The sequence below is a fragment of the Lacibacter sp. MH-610 genome (assembly GCF_045780045.1).
In the GTDB taxonomy this organism is placed as follows: domain Bacteria; phylum Bacteroidota; class Bacteroidia; order Chitinophagales; family Chitinophagaceae; genus Lacibacter.
Genome location: NZ_CP116002.1, coordinates 2,662,288 through 2,684,531 on the forward strand (window position 1 = coordinate 2,662,288; position 22,244 = coordinate 2,684,531).

Sequence of the window (22,244 nt, forward strand, 5' to 3'; positions counted from 1 at the left end):
TGGATTAGGATTTTTTTAGATTTATCTATACTAAAATCAAAAATACGCAGCAAAATGACTATTTTTTAGCACAATATGTAATTTACCTCTGCCTCAAAAAAGAAGATACCCTTCCTAATTATAAACCGATTGAATTACAACTCTAAAAAAAGATGTAATCAGTACTATAAAAAAATATTCAAATCAACATCGGGTATCATACTGTTCTTGAGTTAACCGACTGATTTTTTAATGCTTATTAAGTTATCTTAAAACTTACAAAAATGAAAAGAATCATTTTTATTTTATTCATTTTGGTTTCACTAAATACATTTGCCCAAACTGATACTTCAATCAAGAAAAGTTTTATACAGGAACAATTGAAATTAAAAAAAGCTAAAACTTACAATGCGATTTCATGGACTGTTTTTGGAGTTGGATTAACTACTGTTGCAATTTCTGCTGCTTCTTATCCAAAGGATATGACTACATATATATTCAGAACACCAACACAAGAAGAAATTGAAAATCGAAGAAAACAGGACAATGCAATTAAGTTTGCTCTTGGAGGATTAGCTGCTGTAGCAGCCAGTATTCCAATGATACTTAATTCCAGTTCTAAACTTAAAAAAGTAAAATTAATATACCGTTCAGAAACGGTTTTATTTGATGAAAGATTTCAGTCAAATATTACGCTAAACTCTTTTGGGGTTTCAATCAAGTTTTAAGAAAGCATTTTCTATCCTCTTTGTTTCATCGCTTCATACAAAATCATTCCGGTTGCTACAGATACGTTTAAACTTTCAAAGTCCCCCTTCATGGGTATTTTAATTTTGTCATCACATATTTTCATTAGTGCCGGATAAATACCGTTCTCCTCTCCGCCCATTACAACACAACAAGGTTCTGCAAAATCAACTTTATCAATCGTGGTTGAAGCAGTCATTTCACTGGCATAAACTTTAATGCCATTCAAATGCAGATCATCAACTGCTTTCATTAAACTATTAACTCTGCATACGGCTATTTTCTCCAACGCACCTGCACTTGTAAGAATGGCATCTTCATTTAAAGCCCCCACTCCTTTTTCAGGAATGATAATGGCATGCACGCCGCAGCAGTAAGCCGTACGGGCAATACCACCAATATTGCGGATATCTGTGATTCCATCCAGCATCAGCAATAACGGCGCATCCCCTTTTTCAGTAATAAAGGAAATCACATTCTGCAAATCCTGGTATTGTACTTTGGAAATCAGCGCCACCACACCTTCATGATTGGCCACATTGAAGGAATTCAATTTTTCAACCGGCACTTTGTTTACCGGCACATTATGCTTTAAGGCTGCTCTTTTAATTTCTTCCGCTACATCACCATGCAGGTTATTCTGTATAAAAATCCGTTCCAACTCCTTGCCTTCCTGCAAGGCAGTGAGCACTGGAATTTTGCCAATAATAAGTGATGATTTTTTGGGCCTTGACTGTTTTTGCCGGAACTGCTTCATTGCTGCAAAGAAACATAAAAAAGAAAACCCGCACTTACAAGTACGGGCTTCTCTTTTCTCATGCTCGGTTTATTTTAAACCAAACGCTTTTTTTACTTTGTTTACGTAATCCAGTTTTTCCCAGGTAAACAATTCCACTTTCACTTTCTTCTCTTTACCATCGGGGCTTCTGAATGTTTTTTCAACTACCTGCGGTACACGGCCCATATGTCCATATGCTGCTGTTTCACTATAGATTGGGTTACGCAATTTCAGGCGTTGCTCAATAAAGTAAGGACGCATATCAAAAATGCCTTCTACAATTCTTGCAATTTCACCATCAGTCATATCCACTTTAGCAGTACCATACGTATTTACGTTGATAGAGGTTGGTTTTGCTACACCGATGGCATAAGAAACCTGTACCAACACCTCATCACACAGTCCGGCAGCAACCAGGTTCTTTGCAATATGACGGGTAGCATAAGCAGCACTACGGTCAACTTTTGAAGGATCTTTACCGCTGAAAGCGCCACCGCCATGTGCACCTTTACCACCATAAGTATCCACAATGATCTTACGGCCGGTTAAGCCTGTATCACCGTGCGGACCACCAATTACAAACTTACCGGTGGGATTAATATGATATTTAATATCGCTGTTAAACAGCTTTGCGTATTTCTTATACTTTGATTTGATGCGTGGGATAAGGATGTTGATCACATCAGCCTTAATCTTCGCCAGCATTTTTGCTTCAGAATCAAAATCGTCGTGCTGGGTAGAGATTACAATCGCATCAATACGAACAGGGCGGTTATTATCATCATATTCCAATGTTACCTGGCTCTTTGCATCCGGACGCAAGTAAGGCATTTTGGAATTCTTTTCACGACGGATAGCAGCCAACTCTATCAAGAGGTTGTGAGCTAAATCCAATGCCAGCGGCATGTAATGCTCTGTTTCATTAGTAGCATAGCCAAACATCATACCCTGGTCGCCGGCACCCTGTTCTTCTTTCTTCTTACGGTCAACACCCTGGTTGATATCAGCGCTCTGCTCATGAATAGCACTGAGTACACCACAGGAGTTGGCTTCAAACATATATTCACTCTTGGTATAACCGATTTTCTTAATTACACCACGTGCAATATCCTGCACGTCTAAATAAGCTTTTGATTTTACTTCACCGGCTAAAACTACCTGGCCGGTAGTAACCAATGTTTCGCAGGCTACTTTTGATTGGGGATCGAACGCAAGGAAATTATCAATTAATGCATCACTGATCAGGTCAGCTACTTTATCAGGATGTCCTTCAGAAACACTTTCTGATGTAAATAAATAAGGCATAGTATTGATTTAGGGTTTTTTAACAGGCGCAAAGATAAGGGCCTGACTCATTCAATCTTTATTGTTTGGAGTAATAAATACGAACAAACATAGGGTATTGCGGGTGAGAGCCCCCTCCTACCTGTAACCTTCCGTAACTGATAGGATTGATACTAACGGAACTTGAAACGTTAAAGGTAAAATTTTCAGGTGCTCTGAATTGTGCAAAATAAGGAGCAGCTAATCTGAAATCCCGTAAGGTAGCTTTTCCATTTGCAATATTCTGGATGAACCTTGTAATGTTCATACGATATTCGCCTACCCGGTTTCCGGAAGCATCATTGAAGAAATTAGGTTCACCTCCGGTATAAGTTTCAAGAATGTTGTGTGCAAAAACATTACGGTTGAAATCAAAAGAAGATGGAATGTAATAACTGGCGCTATCAAACGGAATAGGCGCATTTTTTCCATCGGCTCCAACGGTGTACAAATGCAGATTGGGTTGTACAAACGCATTTTCAATGGAAAGCGGACCGGCATAAACCTGGCGAACTACCAGTTCTGCACGGTGAATGATATAGTTCTTTCCTGCTACGGTATTAATGCCGGGGGCTTTTACAGTAACAGCCGTACCCGGTGCTGTTTGCAAATAAGCTAAAGAATTAGGGCTTGAACTGAGCAAAACAGGCTGTGCCGTGCTGCCGTTATAATTACGGTGAATTTTATTGGCACTGGCACTACGGATGGTATCAGGCACAAAAGTAAATACAGTACCTGTTGTATCAAGTGTACCATCTGTTTTACGGTAACGGTAGTAAAGATTCAATCTTGAATTAGGATGATTGAGCAGGAAATAATTTAACACACTGCCGGAGGTAGTGGAATCAGCCACCAATGCAATACCGTTAAGGTATGCTTTGAAAGCGGAATCATTTCTTAAAAAGCCTGTGGTTGTACTTTCTTTCAAAAGTGCGGTACCCAAAGCATCATCCAAACGGATTCTTAACTGATTAAACACACTGTCGCCTTTAAACGCAAGCTTATAACCTCTGCGTATCTGTGTAGGCTTTACTGTTGTGCTGCCTAAAAAATCTGCCGGTGAAAACTGAACAGATTCACTCACACGGTAACGACGGGCCGGTTTAAAATTAGGATCCGTAATACGGTAAGCGTTAATGGTGGTAGATGCTGTTGTATCACCATAAGCGCCATTATAAGAAAGTGATAATACCAAAGAATCTAAAAACAAACTGTCTTTACCTACCGGGTAAGAAAAGGGGTAAATCGTGGGCAGCATTTGAAAATACATAGCTGCAGTAGTGGTACCAAACATGGGATCATTGACATAACCCAATACATGCTGTACCGTTTTATCAATGATGGTAGTATCATTTTCAATAAATGATGTGGTGGTAACCGGCACCATCAATGTATCAGTAGCCAGGCGGTCAGAGCCGGGAATTAAATCGCCGCCCAGCGTGGTGCTGTCCAGCTTGGTGCAACTATTAATAGCAAAAACAACAATAATTAAAATGGATAAAAAGCTGAAGCGGTTCAACATTTCCTTACTGAAACAATGCATCATGCGGTCGCAATATTATTTTGACGAAAGGTCGGTATATAATTGTATATAGTCTGTTAAATCAACATCGGGCTTAAAGGGTAACACTTTTTTACCACGCACTTTTGAAAACTCCTCTAACAATTTTTTATCTGTCTTTTCAGCACCAAAAGTAATGGCATCCGCATAGGTGGCGCCACCACGGAACATGGCGGTGTTAGTAGTCTCCTTGTAAGGTTCCAGGTCTTTGTCTTTAATATTGGCGTGAATATTTGCCAGCTTCAAAAACTTTGCACCCAGCTTTTCTTTAAAGGTATTCTGTCCGACTGTGAAAACCAGTTTACTGTTTCCGAAAACAGGTTCCTTTTTATAAGCCGTTTTGAGATAAAGAGGAATAAGCCCTGTCATCCAGCCGCTGCAATGAATGATATCCGGAGGCCATCCGAATTTCTTAACTGTTTCAAGAGCGCCTTTGCAAAAGAAAATGGTACGGAGATCATTGTCTTCAAACCACTTTTCATTTTCATCATGATAAATGAATTTGCGTTTGAAGAAATCTTCGTTCTCCAGGAAATAAACCTGCAGTCTTGCATTGGGCAGCGAAGCTACTTTTATCTGCAAGGGATAATCATCATTATCAACTGACACATTAATACCGCTCAAACGTACTACTTCGTGTAAACGATGTCTGCGTTCATTGATCACGCCAAAACGGGGCATGATACAGCGAACTTCCAATCCACTGTCGTTTGATTTGATGGCTAACTGGTTGATGATTGATGAGAACTCCGTTTCTTCCAGGTAGGGCGACATTTCGCCGGCTATGAATAAAATTCTTTTCTTTGCTGCTACCATTACTTGTTGTTAAGAAATCATTACCCTGTTAAAGAGGTGTGCAAAGGTAGTGGAATTTAACGAAAAGGCCGACTGTAAAGCCTTTCAATTACCCACAAAACAGGGTTCTATGCTCATATTTCATACGGTTGATCAGCTTTCGGGCTACCTGCTTCATTTGAAACACAAGGGCCAAACCATTGGTTTTGCTCCCACCATGGGTGCCTTGCACCGGGGCCACTTATCCCTGCTGGAGGCTGCAAAGAAACACTGTGATAAAACCCTGTCCAGCATTTTTGTAAACCCTACCCAGTTTAACAACCCTTCCGATTTTGAAAAATATCCCATCACCATTGCTGCCGACATCAAAATGCTGGAACTGGCCGGTTGCGATATCCTGTTCCTGCCCTCAGTAGCAGAGATGTATCCATCGGGAACAGAACAGCGAACTGATTACGATCTTGGTTTCCTGGAAACGGTATTGGAAGGCAGTTCAAGACCCGGCCATTTCCAGGGCGTTTGTATGGTGATGGACCGTCTGCTTTCGATAGTATTGCCCAACCATTTGTTTATGGGCTTGAAAGATTATCAGCAGTGCATGGTGGTAAAACGGTTGCTTGAACTGAAAGGATGGAAACAAACAATTCAATTTAATGCCTGTCCTACCCTTCGTGAAGCGGATGGGTTGGCCATGAGCAGCCGTAACCTCCGGCTAACTGAAGAACAACGTAAAACAGCCCCTGCTATTTATGAGTGTCTTCAGTTTATAAAACAAAATCTTCAACCCGGGCCACTTCAACCAATAAAACAACAAGCTTCTGAACTGCTGGCGCAAAAAGGTTTCAAAATTGATTATGTAGAAATTGCTGATACTTCTTCACTTGAACTCATCCATACCTGGAACGGAAGGCAAAGTCTTACTGCTTTGATTGCTGCTTTTCTGGGAGAGATCCGGCTTATTGATAATACAATACTTACACCTTAACAATTGCATTCGTTGAATGCATTTACATTTGCAGCATGGAAATAGAAGTTTTAAAATCAAAAATTCACCGGGCTACTATTACAGAAGCTAACCTGCATTATGTTGGCAGTTTAACCCTTGATGAAGACCTGATGGATGCAGCTAATATTATTGAACATGAAAAAGTGCAGGTGGTAAACGTAAACAACGGCAACCGCCTGGAAACTTATGTGATCAAAGGAAAACGTGGCAGTGGTGTTTGTTGTTTAAATGGTCCTGCTGCAAGACAAGGCGCTGTAGGAGATGTAGTCATCATTATTTCGTATGCCACCATGCATTTTGAAGAAGCAAAACAGTTTAAACCCTGGCTGGTATTTCCAAAAGAATTGAATAAACTGTAGATTGCAATCTGCACATATGCTCCGTAAACGCATTCTCACCATTCTGCAAGTTGCCCTGTTCCTTTCGTTAGGCTTATTACTCGTATGGTGGATGGCCCGGAAAATAACTCCTGAGCAATGGATACAGATTGAGCAATCGTTACAAAATGCAAAATTCTGGTTATTGATTCCTGTGTTCGGCGTACTGGTGCTGAGCCATTACCTGCGGGCACTCCGCTGGCGTATTTTAATGGAACCGCTCGGTTATCATCCTTCTACGTTTAATGTGTTTAATGCCGTTATGATCGGTTACCTGGCTAACCTGGCTGTACCAAGGCTGGGCGAAGTATTAAAATGCACCATCCTTGCCCGTTATGAAAAAGTAGCACCGGATAAACTCATTGGTACCATTGTTGCAGAACGTGCTGTAGATGTAGTTTGTTTGATGCTCACCATTACCATCACCATTTTATTACAGGTAGATACCGTGGGCGAATACGCATGGAATGCACTGCAGAACATTGCACAAAGCAACTCCGGGCAATTTTCTGTTACAAAGTTACTCCTGTTCATTGGTGCAGTTGTGATTGGAGGATGGCTGCTGTTGTTCCTGTTTAAAAAATTCAGGCATAATGTGGTGATTGCAAAAATTGAAACCCTTGTCAAAGGTATCTGGAGCGGCCTCATAAGCATCCGTTATATTAAAAACAGAACCAATTTTATTATTTACTCAGTTTTAATCTGGACGATGTACTGGCTGGGTTGTCGTATTGGTTTTTATGCGTTGCAGGAAGTAAGTCATCTCGGAGTAAAGGAAGCATTTTCCATTCTGTCGTTCGGCAGCATTGGTATGCTGGCGCCTACACAAGGAGGTATTGGCGCCTATCATTACATCGTACAGCAGATACTCATGTTATACAATATTAACGAAGCCATCTCTTTTGCTTTTGGATGGATTTTATGGATTGCTCAAACTATTGTGTTGCTGGCGGGAGGTTTGTTCAGCATTATCATTTTACCGGTTTATAATCGTAAAAGAGCCGCAGGAATTTCTTAATTTGAAGCATATGAAGGCCGTTCAGTTTATTGAAACAAAAATCTTAGATAATGCCGGGTTACAGGCGCAATTGCTTCGCTGGCGCTTACAAAGTAAAACCATTGCTTTTACCAACGGATGTTTTGATATTGTGCATGCAGGGCATATTCATTCTTTATCACAGGCTGCAACATTTGCTGATGTATTGATTGTTGGTCTTAACTCCGATGCCGGCACCCGTGGATTGAAAGGCGAAGGACGACCCATTAATAAAGAACAGGACCGGGCACTGCTCCTCGCCTCATTAGTAATGGTAGATGCAGTGGTTTTGTTTGATGAGCCAACACCGCTGCGATTGATACAATCTGTTATGCCCGATGTGTTGGTAAAGGGTGGTGATTATACCGTTGATACCATTGTTGGAGCCAAAGAAGTCATAGCCAATGGCGGCAGCGTTGAAATCATTCCGTTGATTCCCGGACTATCAACCACAGGTCTGGCAGAAAAGATCAGTAAGTTGTAATACCCGGCAATCAAAACTTAATATTGCTGTAACACTCCCCTTCCTTATTTTACAGCCATAGTAATAGTATGACGAAGCTTTCCATGAAACGTAAAACCATTGCAAGAGATATCAGCTGGCTTTCCTTTAATGCCCGTGTACTCCAGGAAGCCAATGACCCTACTGTTTCCTTAAGAGACCGTGTGCGTTTTCTCGGTATTTTTTCCAATAATCTTGATGAGTTTTTCCGGGTACGAGTGGCCACGCTCAAACGTATGGCAGAACTGGGCAGTAAGATCAAGGGCAAAATACATCTCGAAAAAAATCCACAGCAAATACTGGAGCAGATACAGGAAACCGTACTGCAGCAGCAAAATGAATTCAACCGCATCTGGAAACAGGTGCAGCAGGAACTCAAACGGGAAAAGATTTTTCTCATCACTGAAAAACAACTTTCCCGGGAACAGAAAAAATTTGTGGAGCTGTTCTTTGATGAACAACTGCGGCAGGAAGTGGTACCACTCATGATTGAAAGTAATCCGCAACCACCTTACCTGCGGGAGCGTTCTTTGTATTTAGCAGTAGCCATGAGCAGCAGTTCCAATGCGTATAAAAAGAAATATGCATTGATTGAAATACCGGCACGCAATAAACACCGCTTTGTAAAACTTCCTTCACCTGCCGGCACGCATCATATTATTCTTATGGAAGATGTGATCCGTCATTGTTTGCCTAAACTGTTTGCATTTATGGGCTACAATGAATACAGTGCTCATATCATTAAAGTAACCAAGGATGCGGAGATTGATATGGATAGTGATGTGAGTACAGGATTGGTACAAAAAATTCAAAAAGGATTAAAGAACCGCAGAAAAGGAAAACCTACCCGTTTTATTTACGATAAAGAAATTGATGCAGGTTTGCTGGAGTACTTAATCCGCCGTTTGAATTTATCCAGAAGAGACACTACGATTCCCGGTGGCCGTATTCACAACTTCCGCCACTTTATGGATTTTCCTGCTGATGTGTTTACCGTAAAACATGAACGGAAAAAACCATTTCAGCACCCGGTACTTAAAAAAACCATTCGGGTAAGTGATGAAGTACTACGACAGGATATTCTCTTACACTTCCCTTATCACTCCTTTGATCCGGTAATTGAACTACTGCGGGAAGCAGCAATGGATGAACATGTACAGGAAATAAAAATCACTGCTTACCGGCTGGCTGATAATTCAAAAGTGATTAATGCATTGGTGAATGCAGCACGCAATGGCAAGAAAGTAACAGTGATGCTGGAACTCCGTGCCCGTTTTGATGAAGAAGCCAACCTGGAGTGGAAAGAAAAACTGGAAGAAGAAGGTGTGCGGGTACTCATCGGAGTGAATAATATGAAAGTTCATGCCAAAATCTGTTCCATTAAAAAACGGGTGAAGAACAAAACGATTCAGTATGGTTTTGTAAGTACGGGTAACCTCAATGAAGATACAGCAAGAGTATATGCAGATCATTGCCTGCTAACGGCCAACCGTAATGTAATGGCCGACATCAACCGTATTTTCAGTTACCTGGAGCATCCCATTATCAGCCGTATGAAGTTGTTGCGGCAATGTAAAACGCTGGTGGTATGCCCCACAGGAATGCGTACTCATTTTAAAAAGCTGGTGCTTGAAGAAATCAAACAGGCCATGAAAGGCCACCCTGCTTCTATTACTGTAAAAATGAACAGCCTCAGTGATCAACAGATGATTGATATGCTGGCCGGCGCCGCCAAAGCAGGAGTGAATGTTCAAATAGTAGTTCGTGGTATTTATTGTTTGTACAGCGATAATAAAAAATATAAGACACCGGTAAAAGCCATCAGCATTGTGGACCAATACCTGGAACACAGCCGGGTGTTGATATTTCACAACAAAGGCAAAGAGAAAGTTTATTTATCTTCGGCGGACTGGATGGTACGGAACCTGGATCATCGTATTGAAGCAGCCATTGAAATTACCAATGCGGCCATTAAACAGGAGTTGATTGATTACCTCAATATTCAGCTCCTGGATAATGAAAAAGCAAGGATACTGGATAACGAACTGCAAAATCAATACGTACGTAAAAAAGGAAAATCAGTACGCAGCCAGGTAGAAATTTATAATTACCTGCATCAAAAAACGCTGAAGCAACTTGAAACTGGCCGCCATTGATATTGGAAGTAACGCTGCAAGATTACTCATTACTGAAGTTACAGAAGAAGCAAAAGGTGAACTCACTTTTAATAAACTCAACCTTGTACGTGTACCCCTGCGTTTAGGTTTTGATGTATTTGAAACCGGTGAAATTTCAAAAACCAAAATCAATAAGGTTGTTGAAACCATCAAGGCTTACAAACATCTCTTAAGCATCTATGATGTAAAATACCTTAAGGCATGTGCCACATCTGCCATGCGGGATGCAAAAAATGCAACTGACATTATCCGCAAGGTAAAACTGGAAACAGGTGTGGATATAAAAATCATCAGTGGTGATGAAGAAGCATCCTTTATTTACGAAAATCATATTGCTGAAAATTTAGATAAGGAACACTCCTACCTGTACATTGATGTGGGAGGCGGCAGTACTGAACTTACTTTTTTTGCAGAAGGAAAACTCAAATTCAAAGAATCATTTAATATCGGCACCATCCGTTTGCTGAAAGGATTAGTGGAAGAAAAGCAATGGGATGAAATGAAGGATTATATAAAGCTTGGCACCAAGGGCCATAGTGATGTAATTGCAATCGGCTCCGGTGGTAATATCAACAAAGTGTTTTCCTTATCCAAGCGTAAAGAAGGAAAACCTCTTTATCTTGAAATGCTGAGAGATTACCTGCGGGAAATGAGCAGTTTTTCAGTAGAAGAACGGATGAAACAATACAAACTGAGAGAAGACCGTGCTGATGTAATTGTACCGGCCCTTCAGATTTATGTGAACGTAATGCGATGGGCTTCTATTGATGAAATCTATGTTCCTAAAATAGGTTTAGCCGATGGCCTGGTGCATATGTTGTATGAAGAAGTAAAAGCCAAAAAAGCAGAAGTTGTTTAGCCATTAATCATTCAATCACTAACTACCATGTCTATACATAAAGAAGTAAAAAAAGTAACGACGAATACCTTGCAGAAAATGAAAGCTGCCGGTGAACCCATTTCCATGATCACCGCTTATGATTTTTCATTTGCAAAAATTTTTGATGCAGCAGGTATTGATGTAATACTTGTGGGCGATAGTGCAAGCAATGTAATGGCCGGGCATGAAACCACCTTACCCATTACACTGGAGCAGATGATTTATCATGCACAGAGTGTGGTGCGTGGCGTTAACAGAAGTTTGGTAGTGGTGGATCTTCCGTTTGGTACTTACCAGTCAAACAGCGATGTAGCGCTTGCTTCCGCTATTCGTATTATGAAAGAAACAGGAGCCCATTCCGTTAAAATGGAAGGCGGTGAAGAAATTATTGATTCCATTAAAAAAATTGTAGCTGCGGGTATTCCGGTAATGGGACATCTTGGTCTTACTCCACAAAGCATCTACAAATTCGGAACCTATACGGTACGGGCCAAAGAAGAAGCGGAAGCTGCCAAATTAAAAAATGATGCATTACTGTTGCAGCAGGCAGGTTGTTTTGGAATGGTACTGGAAAAAATTCCGGCCCAACTTGCAAAGGAAGTTTCAGAAAGCTTGTTGATACCTACAATTGGAATTGGGGCAGGTGTTTTTTGCAACGGCCAGGTATTGGTAATGCATGATATGCTGGGCATCAACACAGAATTTAAGCCGAGATTTCTCCGTCAGTATTTAAATCTTCATGAACAGATTACCGGTGCGGTGCAGCAGTACATCAGCGATGTAAAGCGTAAAGATTTCCCGAACGCTGAGGAGCAGTACTGAAAAAAGCATCCGTACGAAGCACACTCCATAACTGGGGTTGGTAATAATCTTTTTTCAAACGTTGCAGCAAAGCACTTACATCTGTAACAACATTGATACGCTCCAGCACTTCCACTTCGGCAAAAAACACGGTGCGGAGATACATACGTTCACGTTTAAAAAGATAATTGCTGCGGAGTTGGTTCCGGTGCATTTTCTCTTCGCCTTTCTCCACTAATACAATCATAATGCCCGTGCTTCTGTTTTGATTGGTGAGTTGCAGCACTTCGCATTCATAATTTCCTTTAGTAAAAGATGAATCTGCTTTTAGGGTAGGTACATACCGCAATTGCTTTGTTTTTTGTGCCGGTATCAGTTGGCAGAAAAGCAAAATGTAAAAGAAACAGAGTATTATTTTTTTCATACGCTGTAGTTTTCAGGATTTGGAATAGAGTCGCTGTTAATAAGACGCATTTCCCTGCACTGATGCTGCCCGGTTTGGCATGAATCATTACCTGCAAAAAGCGTTGCTCCCTGCATCAATTACGGTACTGTAATCCCCGTATATCAGCAAAGTATTTTCAAAAGCCTATCTTTGCGGCAAAGAAAAAAAGAATGATTCGCTTAATACTCTTTAACCTGTTATTATTACCTGTACTTTTTACGAATGCACAGGACGATAAAGAACTTGACCCCATTACTGTAACAGCTACCTTAACACCGATCAGCGCTTCTAAAACAGGACGTAATATTCTGATTATAAAAGGTGAGCAGATTCAAAAATTACCTGTTCAATCTATTGATGAATTGATCCGTTATATACCTGGTGTGGAAGTACAAAGCCGTGGTCCTATGGGTGCACAAAGTAATATCACCATCCGTGGAGGAACATTTCAGCAGGTGTTGATTATTCTGGATGGCATCCGTTTAAATGATCCGCTTACTGGACATTTCAATTCCTATATTCCGATTGCGCCTGCAGAGATTGAGCGTATTGAAATTTTGAAAGGTGCTTCTTCTGCAGTGTACGGTACAGAAGCTGTTGGTGGCGTGGTTCACATCATTACCAAAACATTTGCCGGAAAAAAACTGAAAGATGGTTATAAAGCCAATGCCCAACTCACAGCAGGTGAATTCGGTTTGTTGAACATACAGGCAGGTGCCGGATTTCATAAAAACAAAACAACGGCTTCAGCCGGTATCATCACTAACAATGCAAACGGGCAACAACTCCGTGGCACGAAAGGTTATCTTAACTTAACCACGGTATCAGCTTCTATCAAACAGGAAATTGGTGACAAGTGGAGTGTAGCTTACCGCTTTGGATTAGATGACCGTGATTTTAATGCACAAAATTTTTATACCTCCTTCCTGAGTGATACTGCCACTGAAACTGTAAAGAGCAAATGGCATCATCTCAAAACTGAATTTCAAAACAAGAAACATTCGTTTTCACTTGACCTTGGTGCTAAATCCGCCAGAGACGTATATCGTTTTAATAAAAACCTGAACCCCAACATCAACAATTCAGAAATGCTGCAGGCGCTGGGTATCTATAACTACAGCATTAATGAACATACACAGGTTACTTTCGGATCACAAGTGATCAAGCGTTCCATTACATCAAACGATCGTGGTAATCACGCTGTAAGCAATGCCGGATTTTTTGCGTTGTACAATACTAAAATCGGCAAGTCTTTTTATTTAAATCCCGGTTTAAGAGCAGAATGGAATGAGCGCAGCGGCTGGGAATTATTACCACAACTCAATGCCAACTACCGTTATGAAATGTTTTTATTCCGTGCTAATATCGGCCGTACGGCACGTGATGCTGATTTTACAGAACGGTTCAATAACTATCAGCGAACCAATGTGCCCGGCGGCAGCCGTATCGGCAACCCGGATTTAGCTGCAGAAACATCCATCAACTATGAATTTGGTGTTGATTATTTTCTTACAAAAAATCTGAAAGTATCTACTACCTGGTTTGAACGTTTTCATACAGATTTGATAGACTGGATCAGAACACCTTATGCTTCTATGCCCCGTAAGGTAAACTTAATACCCAATGCATTTTACAACCTTGCTTCCAACATTACGAAAGTAAACACAACAGGTATAGAAACAGATATTCAATACACGCATACTTTTGCTGAAAAACATACCATCAACGGAGGAGTAGGTTTTATTTGGATGCGCAGCAGAAGCAGTGATTCCATTCCCTCTTTATATGTATCAAACCATGCAAAAGAATTCGTGAACTTTTTTACCAGTTACCGTTATAAAAGTTTTGGTATAAACATCAATGGTTTGTATAAAGCAAGAAACAAGACCACTGCACCGGCAGGTATTGTACCATTAACCACTTCTTACTTTTTGCTCAATGTTCGTGCAGATGCGTTCATTAATGAGAAAGTGAGTTTATTTGTACAGGCTGATAATGTATTCAATAAAAGTTATAGCGATATCCTTGGCAGCATTATGCCTGACCGCTGGCTAATGGCTGGTGTACGTATCAATTTTCAATAAATACTTTAAAAGATAAAACGATTGTATGCAGGACTTTTTAAAACAACTTGACATTGCTTCAATCAATCATGGTGCTTCAACAGGAGTGCATGATACAGCAAGCAAAGGAAAAACAATTACTTCCGCTTCTCCTGTTGACGGAAAGCAAATAGCTTCTGTTGTATGTGCTGATAAAGAAGCGTATGAAGCGACTGTTCAAAAAGCACAGGAAGCATTTCTTGAATGGCGCACATGGCCGGCACCTAAACGAGGTGAAATTGTGAGGCAGATTGGAGAAGCACTGCGTGCCAAAAAACAGGCACTCGGTCAATTGGTGAGTTATGAAATGGGCAAAAGCCTGCAGGAAGGTTATGGTGAAGTGCAGGAGATGATTGACATCTGTGATTTTGCAGTCGGTCTCAGTCGTCAGTTACACGGTTTAACGATGCACAGCGAACGTCCCTTGCATCGTATGTATGAACAATGGCATCCGTTGGGATTGGTTGGAATTATTTCTGCTTTCAACTTTCCGGTAGCAGTGTGGAGTTGGAACAGTATGCTGGCATGGGTATGTGGTGATGTGTGTATCTGGAAACCATCAGAAAAAACACCTCTTTGTGCTGTAGCCTGTCAAAAAATTATTGCAGAAGTGTTTGCAAAAAATAATGTGCCTGAAGGTGTAAGTTGTTTGGTAGTGGGTGAACGTGAAGTAGGTGAATGGTTGAGTCATGACATACGTATTCCATTAGTATCAGCAACAGGAAGCACACGTATGGGAAAAGCGGTAGGTGCTGCTGTTGGAGAACGATTGGGAAGAAGTTTATTAGAACTGGGTGGTAACAATGCCATCATCATCAGCGAACACGCTGATTTGAATATTGCCATTCGTGGTGCTTTGTTTGGAGCAGTAGGTACCGCCGGTCAGCGTTGTACTACTACCCGTCGTTTAATCATTCATGAAAGTATTTATGACACCGTAAAAGAAAAACTGGTAGCTGCATATGCACAGTTGCAGATCGGTAATCCGTTGGATGAAAAATATCATGTAGGTCCGTTGATTGATACAGATGCAGTAGCGGCTTATGAAAAAGCCATTGCACAGTGCAAAACAGAAGGCGGAAGATTTGTAGTGGAAGGTGAAGTACTCCAGGGAACCGGTTATGAAAGCGGCTGTTATGTGCGCCCCTGTATTGCGGAGGCGCAACCGCATTACAAAATTGTACAGCATGAAACTTTTGCACCTGTTTTGTATTTGCTGAAATATAAAACGATGGATGAAGCGATAGCCATACAGAATGGTGTGCCACAGGGACTTTCCTCTTCTATTATGACGCTGAACATGCGTGAAGCAGAACAGTTTCTTTCAAGTGCAGGAAGTGATTGCGGTATTGCTAATGTAAACATCGGCACCAGCGGTGCCGAAATTGGTGGTGCATTTGGTGGAGAAAAAGAAACAGGCGGCGGCCGTGAAAGCGGCAGCGATGCTTGGAAAAATTATATGCGCAGGCAAACGAATACCATTAATTATTCCACCAATCTTCCATTGGCACAGGGGATACAGTTTGATTTGTAAAAAGTAAATCAGGGCTAAAGCCAATACGTTTTTGTAATAGACCCCGACTTGAAAGTCGGGGTTATGTTTTTTATAACCGTCGCTTTTAAGCGGCTGGTTAAAATAGAAATGAATTGGCTTTAGCCATGATTTTTCAAATGAATACCGAGAGTTGACATTAATGGGTTTACAATCACTTTAAACTTTACAACTGTGCAGCAATCTCATTTACTGATGGCCGTTTTCTATAGTCCTTGTCAAAATAACGCCAAACAATCTTCCCGTTTTTAATAATGTACACAGCAGGCACAGGAAGGTTTGCACCATTGACCCCATTGGCTTTGTCAAAATCAATTCCGTATTTTTTGTATCGCTCAATTGTTTCAGCATCTACCGCAAATGCTACCTTGTAATCACTCATTACTTTCAAGCCCGAATCTGAAAGTATTAGAAAGGAAGCTTTCGTTTTTTCAATTGTTTTTGCTACGTTTTCAGGTACCTCAGGAGTAACAGCAACAACTGTTGCTCCTTTTTCAGAAATTAACTGCATAGAATCATTCAATCCTTTTAGTTGTTTACTGCAATAAGGGCACCATTGACCACGATAAAAAATGAGGATAACTGTTTTATCTTTACTTTCTTTTTTGAGTTGAAAGGAATTTCCTGATTGGTCATTCAACGTAAAGTCAGGAGCTTTTGAACCAACCAATAAACCCTCGGGCTGCTGTGCAATAGAAAATATACTGATAAATAAAGCGGAACAGATGATAAGAATTCTTTTCATGTTAATAATTTCACCGAAAGTAAATCTTGAAGTTGATGAAGATTGTCAGAGCAATGACAGAGTGAAAAGTTGCTAAAGAAAAAAAACTACATCAACCCTCTGCCCTCTTACCCGCAAGCAAATACAACACCGCCATCCGAACAGCTACACCATTTTCTACCTGTTGAAGGATGATGGATTGTTTGCTATCAGCCACATCACTATCTAATTCCACTCCACGATTAATAGGGCCGGGGTGCATGATCACTACTTCTTTTTGCAGTGAGTCTAACAATTTGCGGCTGATGCCAAAAGCAAGATTATATTCACGAAGAGAAGAGAATAAAGGTTGATTCTGTCGTTCTAACTGTATACGCAGCACATTGGCTACATCACACCACTTCAATGTTTCTTCGATATTGTAAGAAACGTTTACACCAAAGGACTGTTGCAGATATTTTGGGATGAGTGTAGGCGGACCGGCTACGGTTACTTCTGCTCCCATTTTTTTCAACAAATAAATATTGCTCAGCGCCACACGGCTGTGCATAATATCTCCAATGATGGCTACTTTCTTTCCTTCTAAAGTTCCGAGCTTTTCACGAATGGAGAACGCATCCAGCAATGCCTGTGTGGGATGTTCATTAATACCGTCACCGGCATTTACAATGGCTGCGGGTATATGTTGTGCTAAGAAATGCGGAGCTCCACTGGCGCTGTGACGCATCACCACCATATCCACTTTCATGCTCAAAATATTATTCACCGTATCTAAAAGTGTTTCACCTTTAGCCGCACTGGAACCGGAAGCCGTAAAGTTGATGGTATCAGCACTTAAACGTTTCTCAGCCAGTTCAAAGGAAATACGGGTACGGGTGGAATTTTCGTAAAACAAGTTCACAATCGTAACATCACGTAGTGACGGGACTTTCTTAATGGGTCGCTGTAAAACTTCTTTAAACTGAGTGGCTGTGTCGAGAATTAATTGAATATCCGATGCCTGTAGATCTTTAATGCCGAGGAGATGACGAGTGGATAGTTGCATTAAAAATCAAAGATAAAGGGTTTATCAATACAAGACAACTTGAGGTGTTGCCCAGTCCACCGTTACTTTCTGGCTTAAGATGGAATCAATCGCCTTGCCCGTATAATCCGGCTGAATGGGCAACTGGCGGTTAAACCGGCGGTCAATAAGTACACAAAGCTCAACTTTGGCCGGGCGGCCAAAATCAAGCAAAGCATCCATGGCAGCACGAATGGTGCGGCCGGTGTACAATACATCATCAATCAAAATCACATGTTTGTTTTCAATGCTGAAGTTGATGGTGGTTTGATTGGCAATATGCAATTCTTTATGCACATCATCACGGTAAAAGGTGATATCGAGCAAACCGTAAGGCAGCTGCAGTTGCGGGTGCTCCGCTTTGATTTGCGCTACAATCGCATCGCTTAAATGAACACCTCTTGGTTGCACACCAATGATCACTGTATTGGTGAACGGATAATGCTGTTCAATGAGCTGATGGCTCAAACGCTTTATGGTGAGATGTAATTGATCTTTGGAAAGAATGGTTTTCAACTGCTTTAAATTTTGATAAAAATAAACAGTTCGGTTCAAATTCCTATCTTAAGGAACAAATGATATTTCTACGTTTGATATATTCTGTTGCCGTAAGAGTAGTACAGTTATTTTTCGATGTGGTGATTCTTTTTTTCCTTTTTGCCATCATTGGTGCATTCTGGGGCAGAAATACAAATGAAGTTTTGCATATGGAAGGCGTTTCGTTATACATTCACGGCGATGGGTTTCACACTGAATTGTACTTGCCGGTGAAAGATTCACTGGGAATCATCAACTGGATGGATTGGTTTGATGACAGTACCATCCGGAACAAACACACCAATACTACACTCATTAATTTTGCATGGGCCGAATATGACTGGACCCTTGCAGGAGTGGAGCAAAAGCCCAAAGGAATCCGAACAACACTGGAAATCTTTTTTTCGCCCCGGAACAAAAGTGTAATGCATGTGCAGTGGATGAATGAGCTATGGCCACTGAAGCACCCGGTAACTGTGAAACGATACCTCAGCAAAGAACAATACCTCCAACTCATTGCATTCCTCAAAAATGGCTTTGTCATCAATAACGATAAGCCGGCGATCCGTTCCTACAATGGATATTATGGTTGGGATTATTTGTATTTGAGCAATCGTAATTATAATTCCTTCAATACCTGTAACCAATTTACCAGTGATGCTTTGAATGCCTGTGGTGTGCGGAATGCAACGTTCAGTCCGTTTGGGTGGGGAGTGTTTTATCAACTAAAACGCCATCTTCGTTCTCCTTCTACCACCTCATCCTCTTATCCTTCTCCGAAAGAGAAGGACGGCGCCGTATTACCAATCCAAACAAATGAACTACCACTTTATCATTAGTTCTTTAGTCAACACATTTCAAACTTTATAATAATAATAAAGCCCTCCAAAAAGCGAGGGCTGTGCATTGATTTTCCCTCTCCCTGGGAGAGGGATTAAGGGTGAGGTGGTTGTTATTCCTCTCCCATAAATGGATATCTGTAATCCGTTGGAGGATTGAATGTTTCTTTAATGGTACGTGCACTCAACCAACGATATAAGTTTAATATGCTTCCTGCTTTGTCATTGGTGCCACTGGCTCTTGCACCACCAAATGGCTGCTGACCAACAACAGCACCTGTAGGTTTATCATTAATATAAAAGTTACCGGCTGCATTACGCAATCTGGAAGTAGCTAACTCAACCGCATCTCTGTCCTGTGCAATGATGGAACCGGTGAGTGCATAAGGTGAAGTAGTATCAACCAGCTCCAATGCTTTTTCAAAGCTGTTAGCAGGATAAATGTAAACCGTCAGCACGGGACCGAAGATCTCTTCGCACATGGTTACATAATCAGGCTTTTTGGCTTCAATGATGGTGGGTTGTACAAAGTATCCTTCTTTCTTATCACACTTACCTCCTACCCATATCTCAGCCTTGGGATCTTTCTTAGCGTTATCAATATAGTTTTTGATATTGTTGAAACTCTTTTCATCTATCACCGCATTGATAAAGTTGGTGAAGTCTTCTACTGATCCCATCTTCATACTCTTAACACCGGCGATCAATTTCTTCTTTACTTCTTCTGCCATGTTAGAGGGAATGTAGGCACGTGAAGCAGCGGAACATTTTTGTCCCTGGAACTCAAACGCACCACGCAGCAAAGCGGTCACCACTACATCAGGATTCGCACTCTTATGTGCCAACACAAAATCTTTACCGCCTGTTTCACCTACAATTCGAGGGTAAGAGCGGTACATGCTCATGTTCTTTCCAATGGTTTCCCACATATTGTTGAACACACCTGTACTTCCTGTAAAATGTACGCCCGCAAACTCCCTGTGATTGAAACATACACGACCAATGGTAGGACCATCCACATAGATCAAATTGATCACACCATCCGGCAATCCTGCTTCTTTCAAAATACGCATGAACATCTGTGCACTGTACACCTGAGTGTTGGCAGGCTTCCACACTACCACATTACCGCACATGGCCGCACTGGTGGGAAGATTACCACCGATTGCTGTAAAGTTGAACGGTGTTACGGCCAGTACAAATCCTTCCAGCGGACGATACTCCATACGGTTATGCATGCCCGGACCACTGATGGGCTGCTGACGATAAATTTCACTTAAGAAATGCACATTGAAACGGAGAAAGTCAATGATTTCACAAGCCGCATCAATCTCTGCCTGATATGCATTCTTACTTTGTCCAAGCATGGTGGTACCATTCATATACGGACGATACTTGGTAGCAATCAAATCAGCTGCACGTAGGAAAATATTGGCCCTGCTTTCCCAACTCATATTAGCCCAGCTTTCTTTTGCTGCCAATGCCGCTTCAATGGCCTGGTGTACATGCTTTTCTTCGCCCGCATGAAAATGGCCCAGTGTATGTGCAATTTCATGCGGCGGATGCATGGCAACTTTTTTATTGGTACGCACTTCTTTATTGCCGATGTACATAGGTACATCAACCGTTGTGCTTTTTAATTCAGCCAGCACTTCTTTCAAACGCTTACGTTCAGGCGAACCGGGTGCATAGTTGAGCACGGGCTCATTAACAGGCATGGGGTAATTGAAATATCCGAGGTTCATAAGAGATAATTTGAAAATTTATGAATTTGAAGATTTGAAAATTAATTAAACGAGTAATCTGATAATTTTCAAATTAACTCATTTTCAAATTTTCAAATTGTTTTACTTCGCCTCCGCTTCTTTCTCATTCATCAGGTACGCTTTAATAAATCCATCCAGCTCACCATCCATCACCGGCTGCACATTGCCCACTTCAAACTCAGTACGGTGGTCTTTAATCATCTTGTACGGATGAAATACATACGAACGTATCTGGCTGCCCCACTCAATTTTTTTCTTATTGGCATTATTGGCATCACGTATTTCATTGCGTTTGCGAAGTTCTTCTTCATACAAACGGCTTTTGAGCATCGTCATCGCTTTTTCACGGTTGCCCAACTGTGAACGTTCTGTTTGACAAACCACCGTAATACCCGTTGGAATATGCGTTAAGAAAACTTTGGTTTCTACTTTGTTTACGTTTTGTCCGCCGGCGCCACCGCTTCTTGCCGTTTCCATTTTTACATCAGCGTCTTTGATTTCAATATCAATGCTGTCATCCACCAACGGATAAACATATACACTGGCAAAGGACGTATGACGGCGTGCATTACTGTCAAACGGTGAAATACGAACCAAACGATGCACTCCGCTCTCCGCTTTTAAAAAGCCATATGCAAACGGACCATCAAACTGGTAGGTACAGGTTTTAATACCGGCGCCATCCCCATCCTGCCAATCCACTTCCGTTACTTTCCATCCCTGCTTTTCACCATACATGCGGTACATACGTGCAAGGATCTGTGCCCAGTCCTGGCTTTCCGTACCACCTGCACCGGAGTTGATTTGCAACACAGCACTCAACTCATCTTCCGGCTGATTCAATGTACTCTTGAACTCTGCATCTTCAATAGCAGCAATGGATTTTTCGTATGCTTCTTTGGTTTCTTCCTCGGTGGCATCACCACCCTTCCAAAACTCAAACAATACGGCAAAATCTTCCACTGCTGTATTGGTTTGTTCATACAGGTTGATCCAGTACTCGTTGTTCTTGATTTCTTTGAGAATTTCTGTAGCCCGCTTGTTATCGTCCCAGAAACCGGGGCTCAGTGAGAGTTGTTTGTCTTCGGCTATCTTATATTGTCGGTTCTCGACGTCAAAGAAACCTCCTCAGGACCAGAATGCGTTCCCTTATATCGTTCAATTTTTCGATTGTCATAGCGTTGCAAAAGTAAGGGAAAACATCGTTTTACATGCTATTGTATTTCATGGCATCTTCGTTGTGTCACTCACTTC

21 protein-coding genes are annotated in these 22,244 nt (G+C 41.3%); 11 read left to right on the forward strand and 10 right to left on the reverse strand.

The features are described from left to right. Positions 1-263 precede the first annotated feature (263 nt). On the forward strand, positions 264-707 hold the full coding sequence (locus tag PDL71_RS12310) for a hypothetical protein (RefSeq protein ID WP_407521425.1): 444 nt from the start codon (positions 264-266) through the stop codon (positions 705-707). A gap of 11 nt (positions 708-718) precedes the next feature. Here PDL71_RS12310 and rlmB read toward each other — a convergent pair whose 3' ends face one another. From rlmB to PDL71_RS12330, 4 genes are all read right to left on the reverse strand, one after another. After that, positions 719-1,483 carry a 23S rRNA (guanosine(2251)-2'-O)-methyltransferase RlmB gene (gene rlmB / locus PDL71_RS12315; protein ID WP_407521427.1) on the reverse strand — a complete coding sequence of 255 codons (765 nt, stop codon included), beginning with the start codon at positions 1,481-1,483 and terminating at the stop codon, positions 719-721. 69 nt (positions 1,484-1,552) lie between these two features. Continuing rightward, the gene (gene metK, locus PDL71_RS12320) at positions 1,553-2,809 is read right to left on the reverse strand and encodes a methionine adenosyltransferase (RefSeq protein ID WP_407521429.1); all 1,257 of its coding nucleotides are present in this window, start codon (positions 2,807-2,809) and stop codon (positions 1,553-1,555) included. Positions 2,810-2,867: 58 nt separating this feature from the next. Continuing rightward, entirely contained in the window at positions 2,868-4,373 is a 1,506-nt protein-coding gene (locus PDL71_RS12325; RefSeq protein WP_407521431.1) for a DUF4270 family protein, read from the reverse strand. Positions 4,374-4,385: 12 nt separating this feature from the next. After that, positions 4,386-5,204: a glycogen/starch synthase gene (locus tag PDL71_RS12330; protein ID WP_407521433.1), complete on the reverse strand. Its 819-nt coding sequence runs from the start codon at positions 5,202-5,204 to the stop codon at positions 4,386-4,388. A 109-nt stretch (positions 5,205-5,313) separates the two neighbouring features. On the opposite strand from PDL71_RS12330, the gene panC reads away from it, so the two are divergent. The 7 genes from panC (at position 5,314) to panB (ending at position 11,983) form a co-directional block, all read left to right on the forward strand. Continuing rightward, positions 5,314-6,168: a pantoate--beta-alanine ligase gene (gene panC / locus PDL71_RS12335; RefSeq protein ID WP_407521435.1), complete on the forward strand. Its 855-nt coding sequence runs from the start codon at positions 5,314-5,316 to the stop codon at positions 6,166-6,168. Between the two features lie 35 nt (positions 6,169-6,203). Beyond that, a complete protein-coding gene (gene panD, locus PDL71_RS12340) occupies positions 6,204-6,548 on the forward strand; it encodes an aspartate 1-decarboxylase (protein ID WP_407521437.1) in 345 nt (114 codons plus the stop codon). Positions 6,549-6,564: 16 nt separating this feature from the next. Next, positions 6,565-7,584 (forward strand): lysylphosphatidylglycerol synthase transmembrane domain-containing protein, encoded by a 1,020-nt coding sequence (locus tag PDL71_RS12345; protein WP_407521439.1) that lies wholly within the window; start codon positions 6,565-6,567, stop codon positions 7,582-7,584. Positions 7,585-7,594: 10 nt separating this feature from the next. Continuing rightward, complete coding sequence (gene rfaE2, locus PDL71_RS12350) at positions 7,595-8,086, forward strand: D-glycero-beta-D-manno-heptose 1-phosphate adenylyltransferase (protein ID WP_407521441.1); 492 nt, start codon at positions 7,595-7,597, stop codon at positions 8,084-8,086. A gap of 68 nt (positions 8,087-8,154) precedes the next feature. After that, positions 8,155-10,260, forward strand: coding sequence for a polyphosphate kinase 1 (gene ppk1, locus PDL71_RS12355; protein WP_407521443.1), 2,106 nt, complete (start codon positions 8,155-8,157; stop codon positions 10,258-10,260). Beyond that, positions 10,241-11,140: an exopolyphosphatase gene (locus PDL71_RS12360; RefSeq protein WP_407521445.1), complete on the forward strand. Its 900-nt coding sequence runs from the start codon at positions 10,241-10,243 to the stop codon at positions 11,138-11,140. Before ppk1 ends, PDL71_RS12360 begins: the two co-directional genes overlap by 20 nt. A 27-nt stretch (positions 11,141-11,167) precedes the next feature. Continuing rightward, positions 11,168-11,983, forward strand: coding sequence for a 3-methyl-2-oxobutanoate hydroxymethyltransferase (gene panB / locus PDL71_RS12365; RefSeq protein ID WP_407521447.1), 816 nt, complete (start codon positions 11,168-11,170; stop codon positions 11,981-11,983). Here panB and PDL71_RS12370 read toward each other — a convergent pair. Continuing rightward, positions 11,934-12,386 carry a hypothetical protein gene (locus PDL71_RS12370; protein WP_407521449.1) on the reverse strand — a complete coding sequence of 151 codons (453 nt, stop codon included), beginning with the start codon at positions 12,384-12,386 and terminating at the stop codon, positions 11,934-11,936. The two genes, panB and PDL71_RS12370, sit on opposite strands and share 50 nt — an antisense overlap. Before the next feature lie 191 nt (positions 12,387-12,577). Here PDL71_RS12370 and PDL71_RS12375 point away from each other — a divergent pair, with 191 nt between their 5' ends. Both PDL71_RS12375 and PDL71_RS12380 read left to right on the forward strand, forming a co-directional pair. Beyond that, positions 12,578-14,491: a TonB-dependent receptor plug domain-containing protein gene (locus tag PDL71_RS12375; RefSeq protein WP_407521451.1), complete on the forward strand. Its 1,914-nt coding sequence runs from the start codon at positions 12,578-12,580 to the stop codon at positions 14,489-14,491. Positions 14,492-14,516: 25 nt separating this feature from the next. Next, positions 14,517-16,043 carry an aldehyde dehydrogenase family protein gene (locus PDL71_RS12380; RefSeq protein ID WP_407521453.1) on the forward strand — a complete coding sequence of 509 codons (1,527 nt, stop codon included), beginning with the start codon at positions 14,517-14,519 and terminating at the stop codon, positions 16,041-16,043. Positions 16,044-16,227: 184 nt separating this feature from the next. Here PDL71_RS12380 and PDL71_RS12385 read toward each other — a convergent pair whose 3' ends face one another. The 3 genes from PDL71_RS12385 to pyrR all read right to left on the reverse strand — a co-directional run bounded on the left by PDL71_RS12385 (position 16,228) and on the right by pyrR (position 18,403). Beyond that, positions 16,228-16,806, reverse strand: coding sequence for a peroxiredoxin-like family protein (locus PDL71_RS12385; protein ID WP_407521455.1), 579 nt, complete (start codon positions 16,804-16,806; stop codon positions 16,228-16,230). A 91-nt stretch (positions 16,807-16,897) separates the two neighbouring features. Continuing rightward, complete coding sequence (locus tag PDL71_RS12390) at positions 16,898-17,830, reverse strand: aspartate carbamoyltransferase catalytic subunit (RefSeq protein ID WP_407521457.1); 933 nt, start codon at positions 17,828-17,830, stop codon at positions 16,898-16,900. Between the two features lie 24 nt (positions 17,831-17,854). After that, a complete protein-coding gene (gene pyrR, locus PDL71_RS12395) occupies positions 17,855-18,403 on the reverse strand; it encodes a bifunctional pyr operon transcriptional regulator/uracil phosphoribosyltransferase PyrR (protein ID WP_407521459.1) in 549 nt (182 codons plus the stop codon). A gap of 35 nt (positions 18,404-18,438) precedes the next feature. Between pyrR and PDL71_RS12400 the strand changes: the two genes are divergently transcribed. Further along, complete coding sequence (locus PDL71_RS12400; protein ID WP_407521461.1) at positions 18,439-19,224, forward strand: DUF2459 domain-containing protein; 786 nt, start codon at positions 18,439-18,441, stop codon at positions 19,222-19,224. A 113-nt stretch (positions 19,225-19,337) separates the two neighbouring features. Here the strand turns inward: PDL71_RS12400 and pruA are convergent, their stop codons facing one another. Both pruA and prfB read right to left on the reverse strand, forming a co-directional pair. Beyond that, positions 19,338-20,969, reverse strand: a complete 1,632-nt coding sequence (gene pruA, locus PDL71_RS12405) for an L-glutamate gamma-semialdehyde dehydrogenase (RefSeq protein ID WP_407521463.1) — start codon at positions 20,967-20,969, stop codon at positions 19,338-19,340. Positions 20,970-21,071: 102 nt separating this feature from the next. Beyond that, positions 21,072-22,167, reverse strand: a protein-coding gene (prfB, locus tag PDL71_RS12410; RefSeq protein WP_407521465.1) for a peptide chain release factor 2 whose coding sequence is annotated in 2 segments (ribosomal slippage) — positions 21,072-22,106 and positions 22,108-22,167 — 1,095 coding nt in all. Because the reading frame shifts where the segments join, the coding sequence is not laid out codon by codon here. Positions 22,168-22,244: the final 77 nt, after the last annotated feature.

Excerpts from the sequence above, each read along its gene's own strand:
- panC (WP_407521435.1), top strand. The coding sequence starts at position 5,314 with ATGCTCATATTTCATACGGTTGATCAGCTTTCGGGCTACCTGCTTCAT.
- panB (WP_407521447.1), top strand. The coding sequence starts at position 11,168 with ATGTCTATACATAAAGAAGTAAAAAAAGTAACGACGAATACCTTGCAG.
- PDL71_RS12370 (WP_407521449.1), bottom strand. The coding sequence starts at position 12,386 with ATGAAAAAAATAATACTCTGTTTCTTTTACATTTTGCTTTTCTGCCAA.
- metK (WP_407521429.1), bottom strand. The coding sequence starts at position 2,809 with ATGCCTTATTTATTTACATCAGAAAGTGTTTCTGAAGGACATCCTGAT.
- rlmB (WP_407521427.1), bottom strand. The coding sequence starts at position 1,483 with ATGAAGCAGTTCCGGCAAAAACAGTCAAGGCCCAAAAAATCATCACTT.
- PDL71_RS12385 (WP_407521455.1), bottom strand. The coding sequence starts at position 16,806 with ATGAAAAGAATTCTTATCATCTGTTCCGCTTTATTTATCAGTATATTT.
- panD (WP_407521437.1), top strand. The coding sequence starts at position 6,204 with ATGGAAATAGAAGTTTTAAAATCAAAAATTCACCGGGCTACTATTACA.
- rfaE2 (WP_407521441.1), top strand. The coding sequence starts at position 7,595 with ATGAAGGCCGTTCAGTTTATTGAAACAAAAATCTTAGATAATGCCGGG.
- PDL71_RS12310 (WP_407521425.1), top strand. The coding sequence starts at position 264 with ATGAAAAGAATCATTTTTATTTTATTCATTTTGGTTTCACTAAATACA.
- PDL71_RS12380 (WP_407521453.1), top strand. The coding sequence starts at position 14,517 with ATGCAGGACTTTTTAAAACAACTTGACATTGCTTCAATCAATCATGGT.
- pruA (WP_407521463.1), bottom strand. The coding sequence starts at position 20,969 with ATGAACCTCGGATATTTCAATTACCCCATGCCTGTTAATGAGCCCGTG.
- PDL71_RS12330 (WP_407521433.1), bottom strand. The coding sequence starts at position 5,204 with ATGGTAGCAGCAAAGAAAAGAATTTTATTCATAGCCGGCGAAATGTCG.
- PDL71_RS12375 (WP_407521451.1), top strand. The coding sequence starts at position 12,578 with ATGATTCGCTTAATACTCTTTAACCTGTTATTATTACCTGTACTTTTT.
- PDL71_RS12345 (WP_407521439.1), top strand. The coding sequence starts at position 6,565 with ATGCTCCGTAAACGCATTCTCACCATTCTGCAAGTTGCCCTGTTCCTT.
- PDL71_RS12390 (WP_407521457.1), bottom strand. The coding sequence starts at position 17,830 with ATGCAACTATCCACTCGTCATCTCCTCGGCATTAAAGATCTACAGGCA.
- ppk1 (WP_407521443.1), top strand. The coding sequence starts at position 8,155 with ATGACGAAGCTTTCCATGAAACGTAAAACCATTGCAAGAGATATCAGC.
- PDL71_RS12325 (WP_407521431.1), bottom strand. The coding sequence starts at position 4,373 with ATGATGCATTGTTTCAGTAAGGAAATGTTGAACCGCTTCAGCTTTTTA.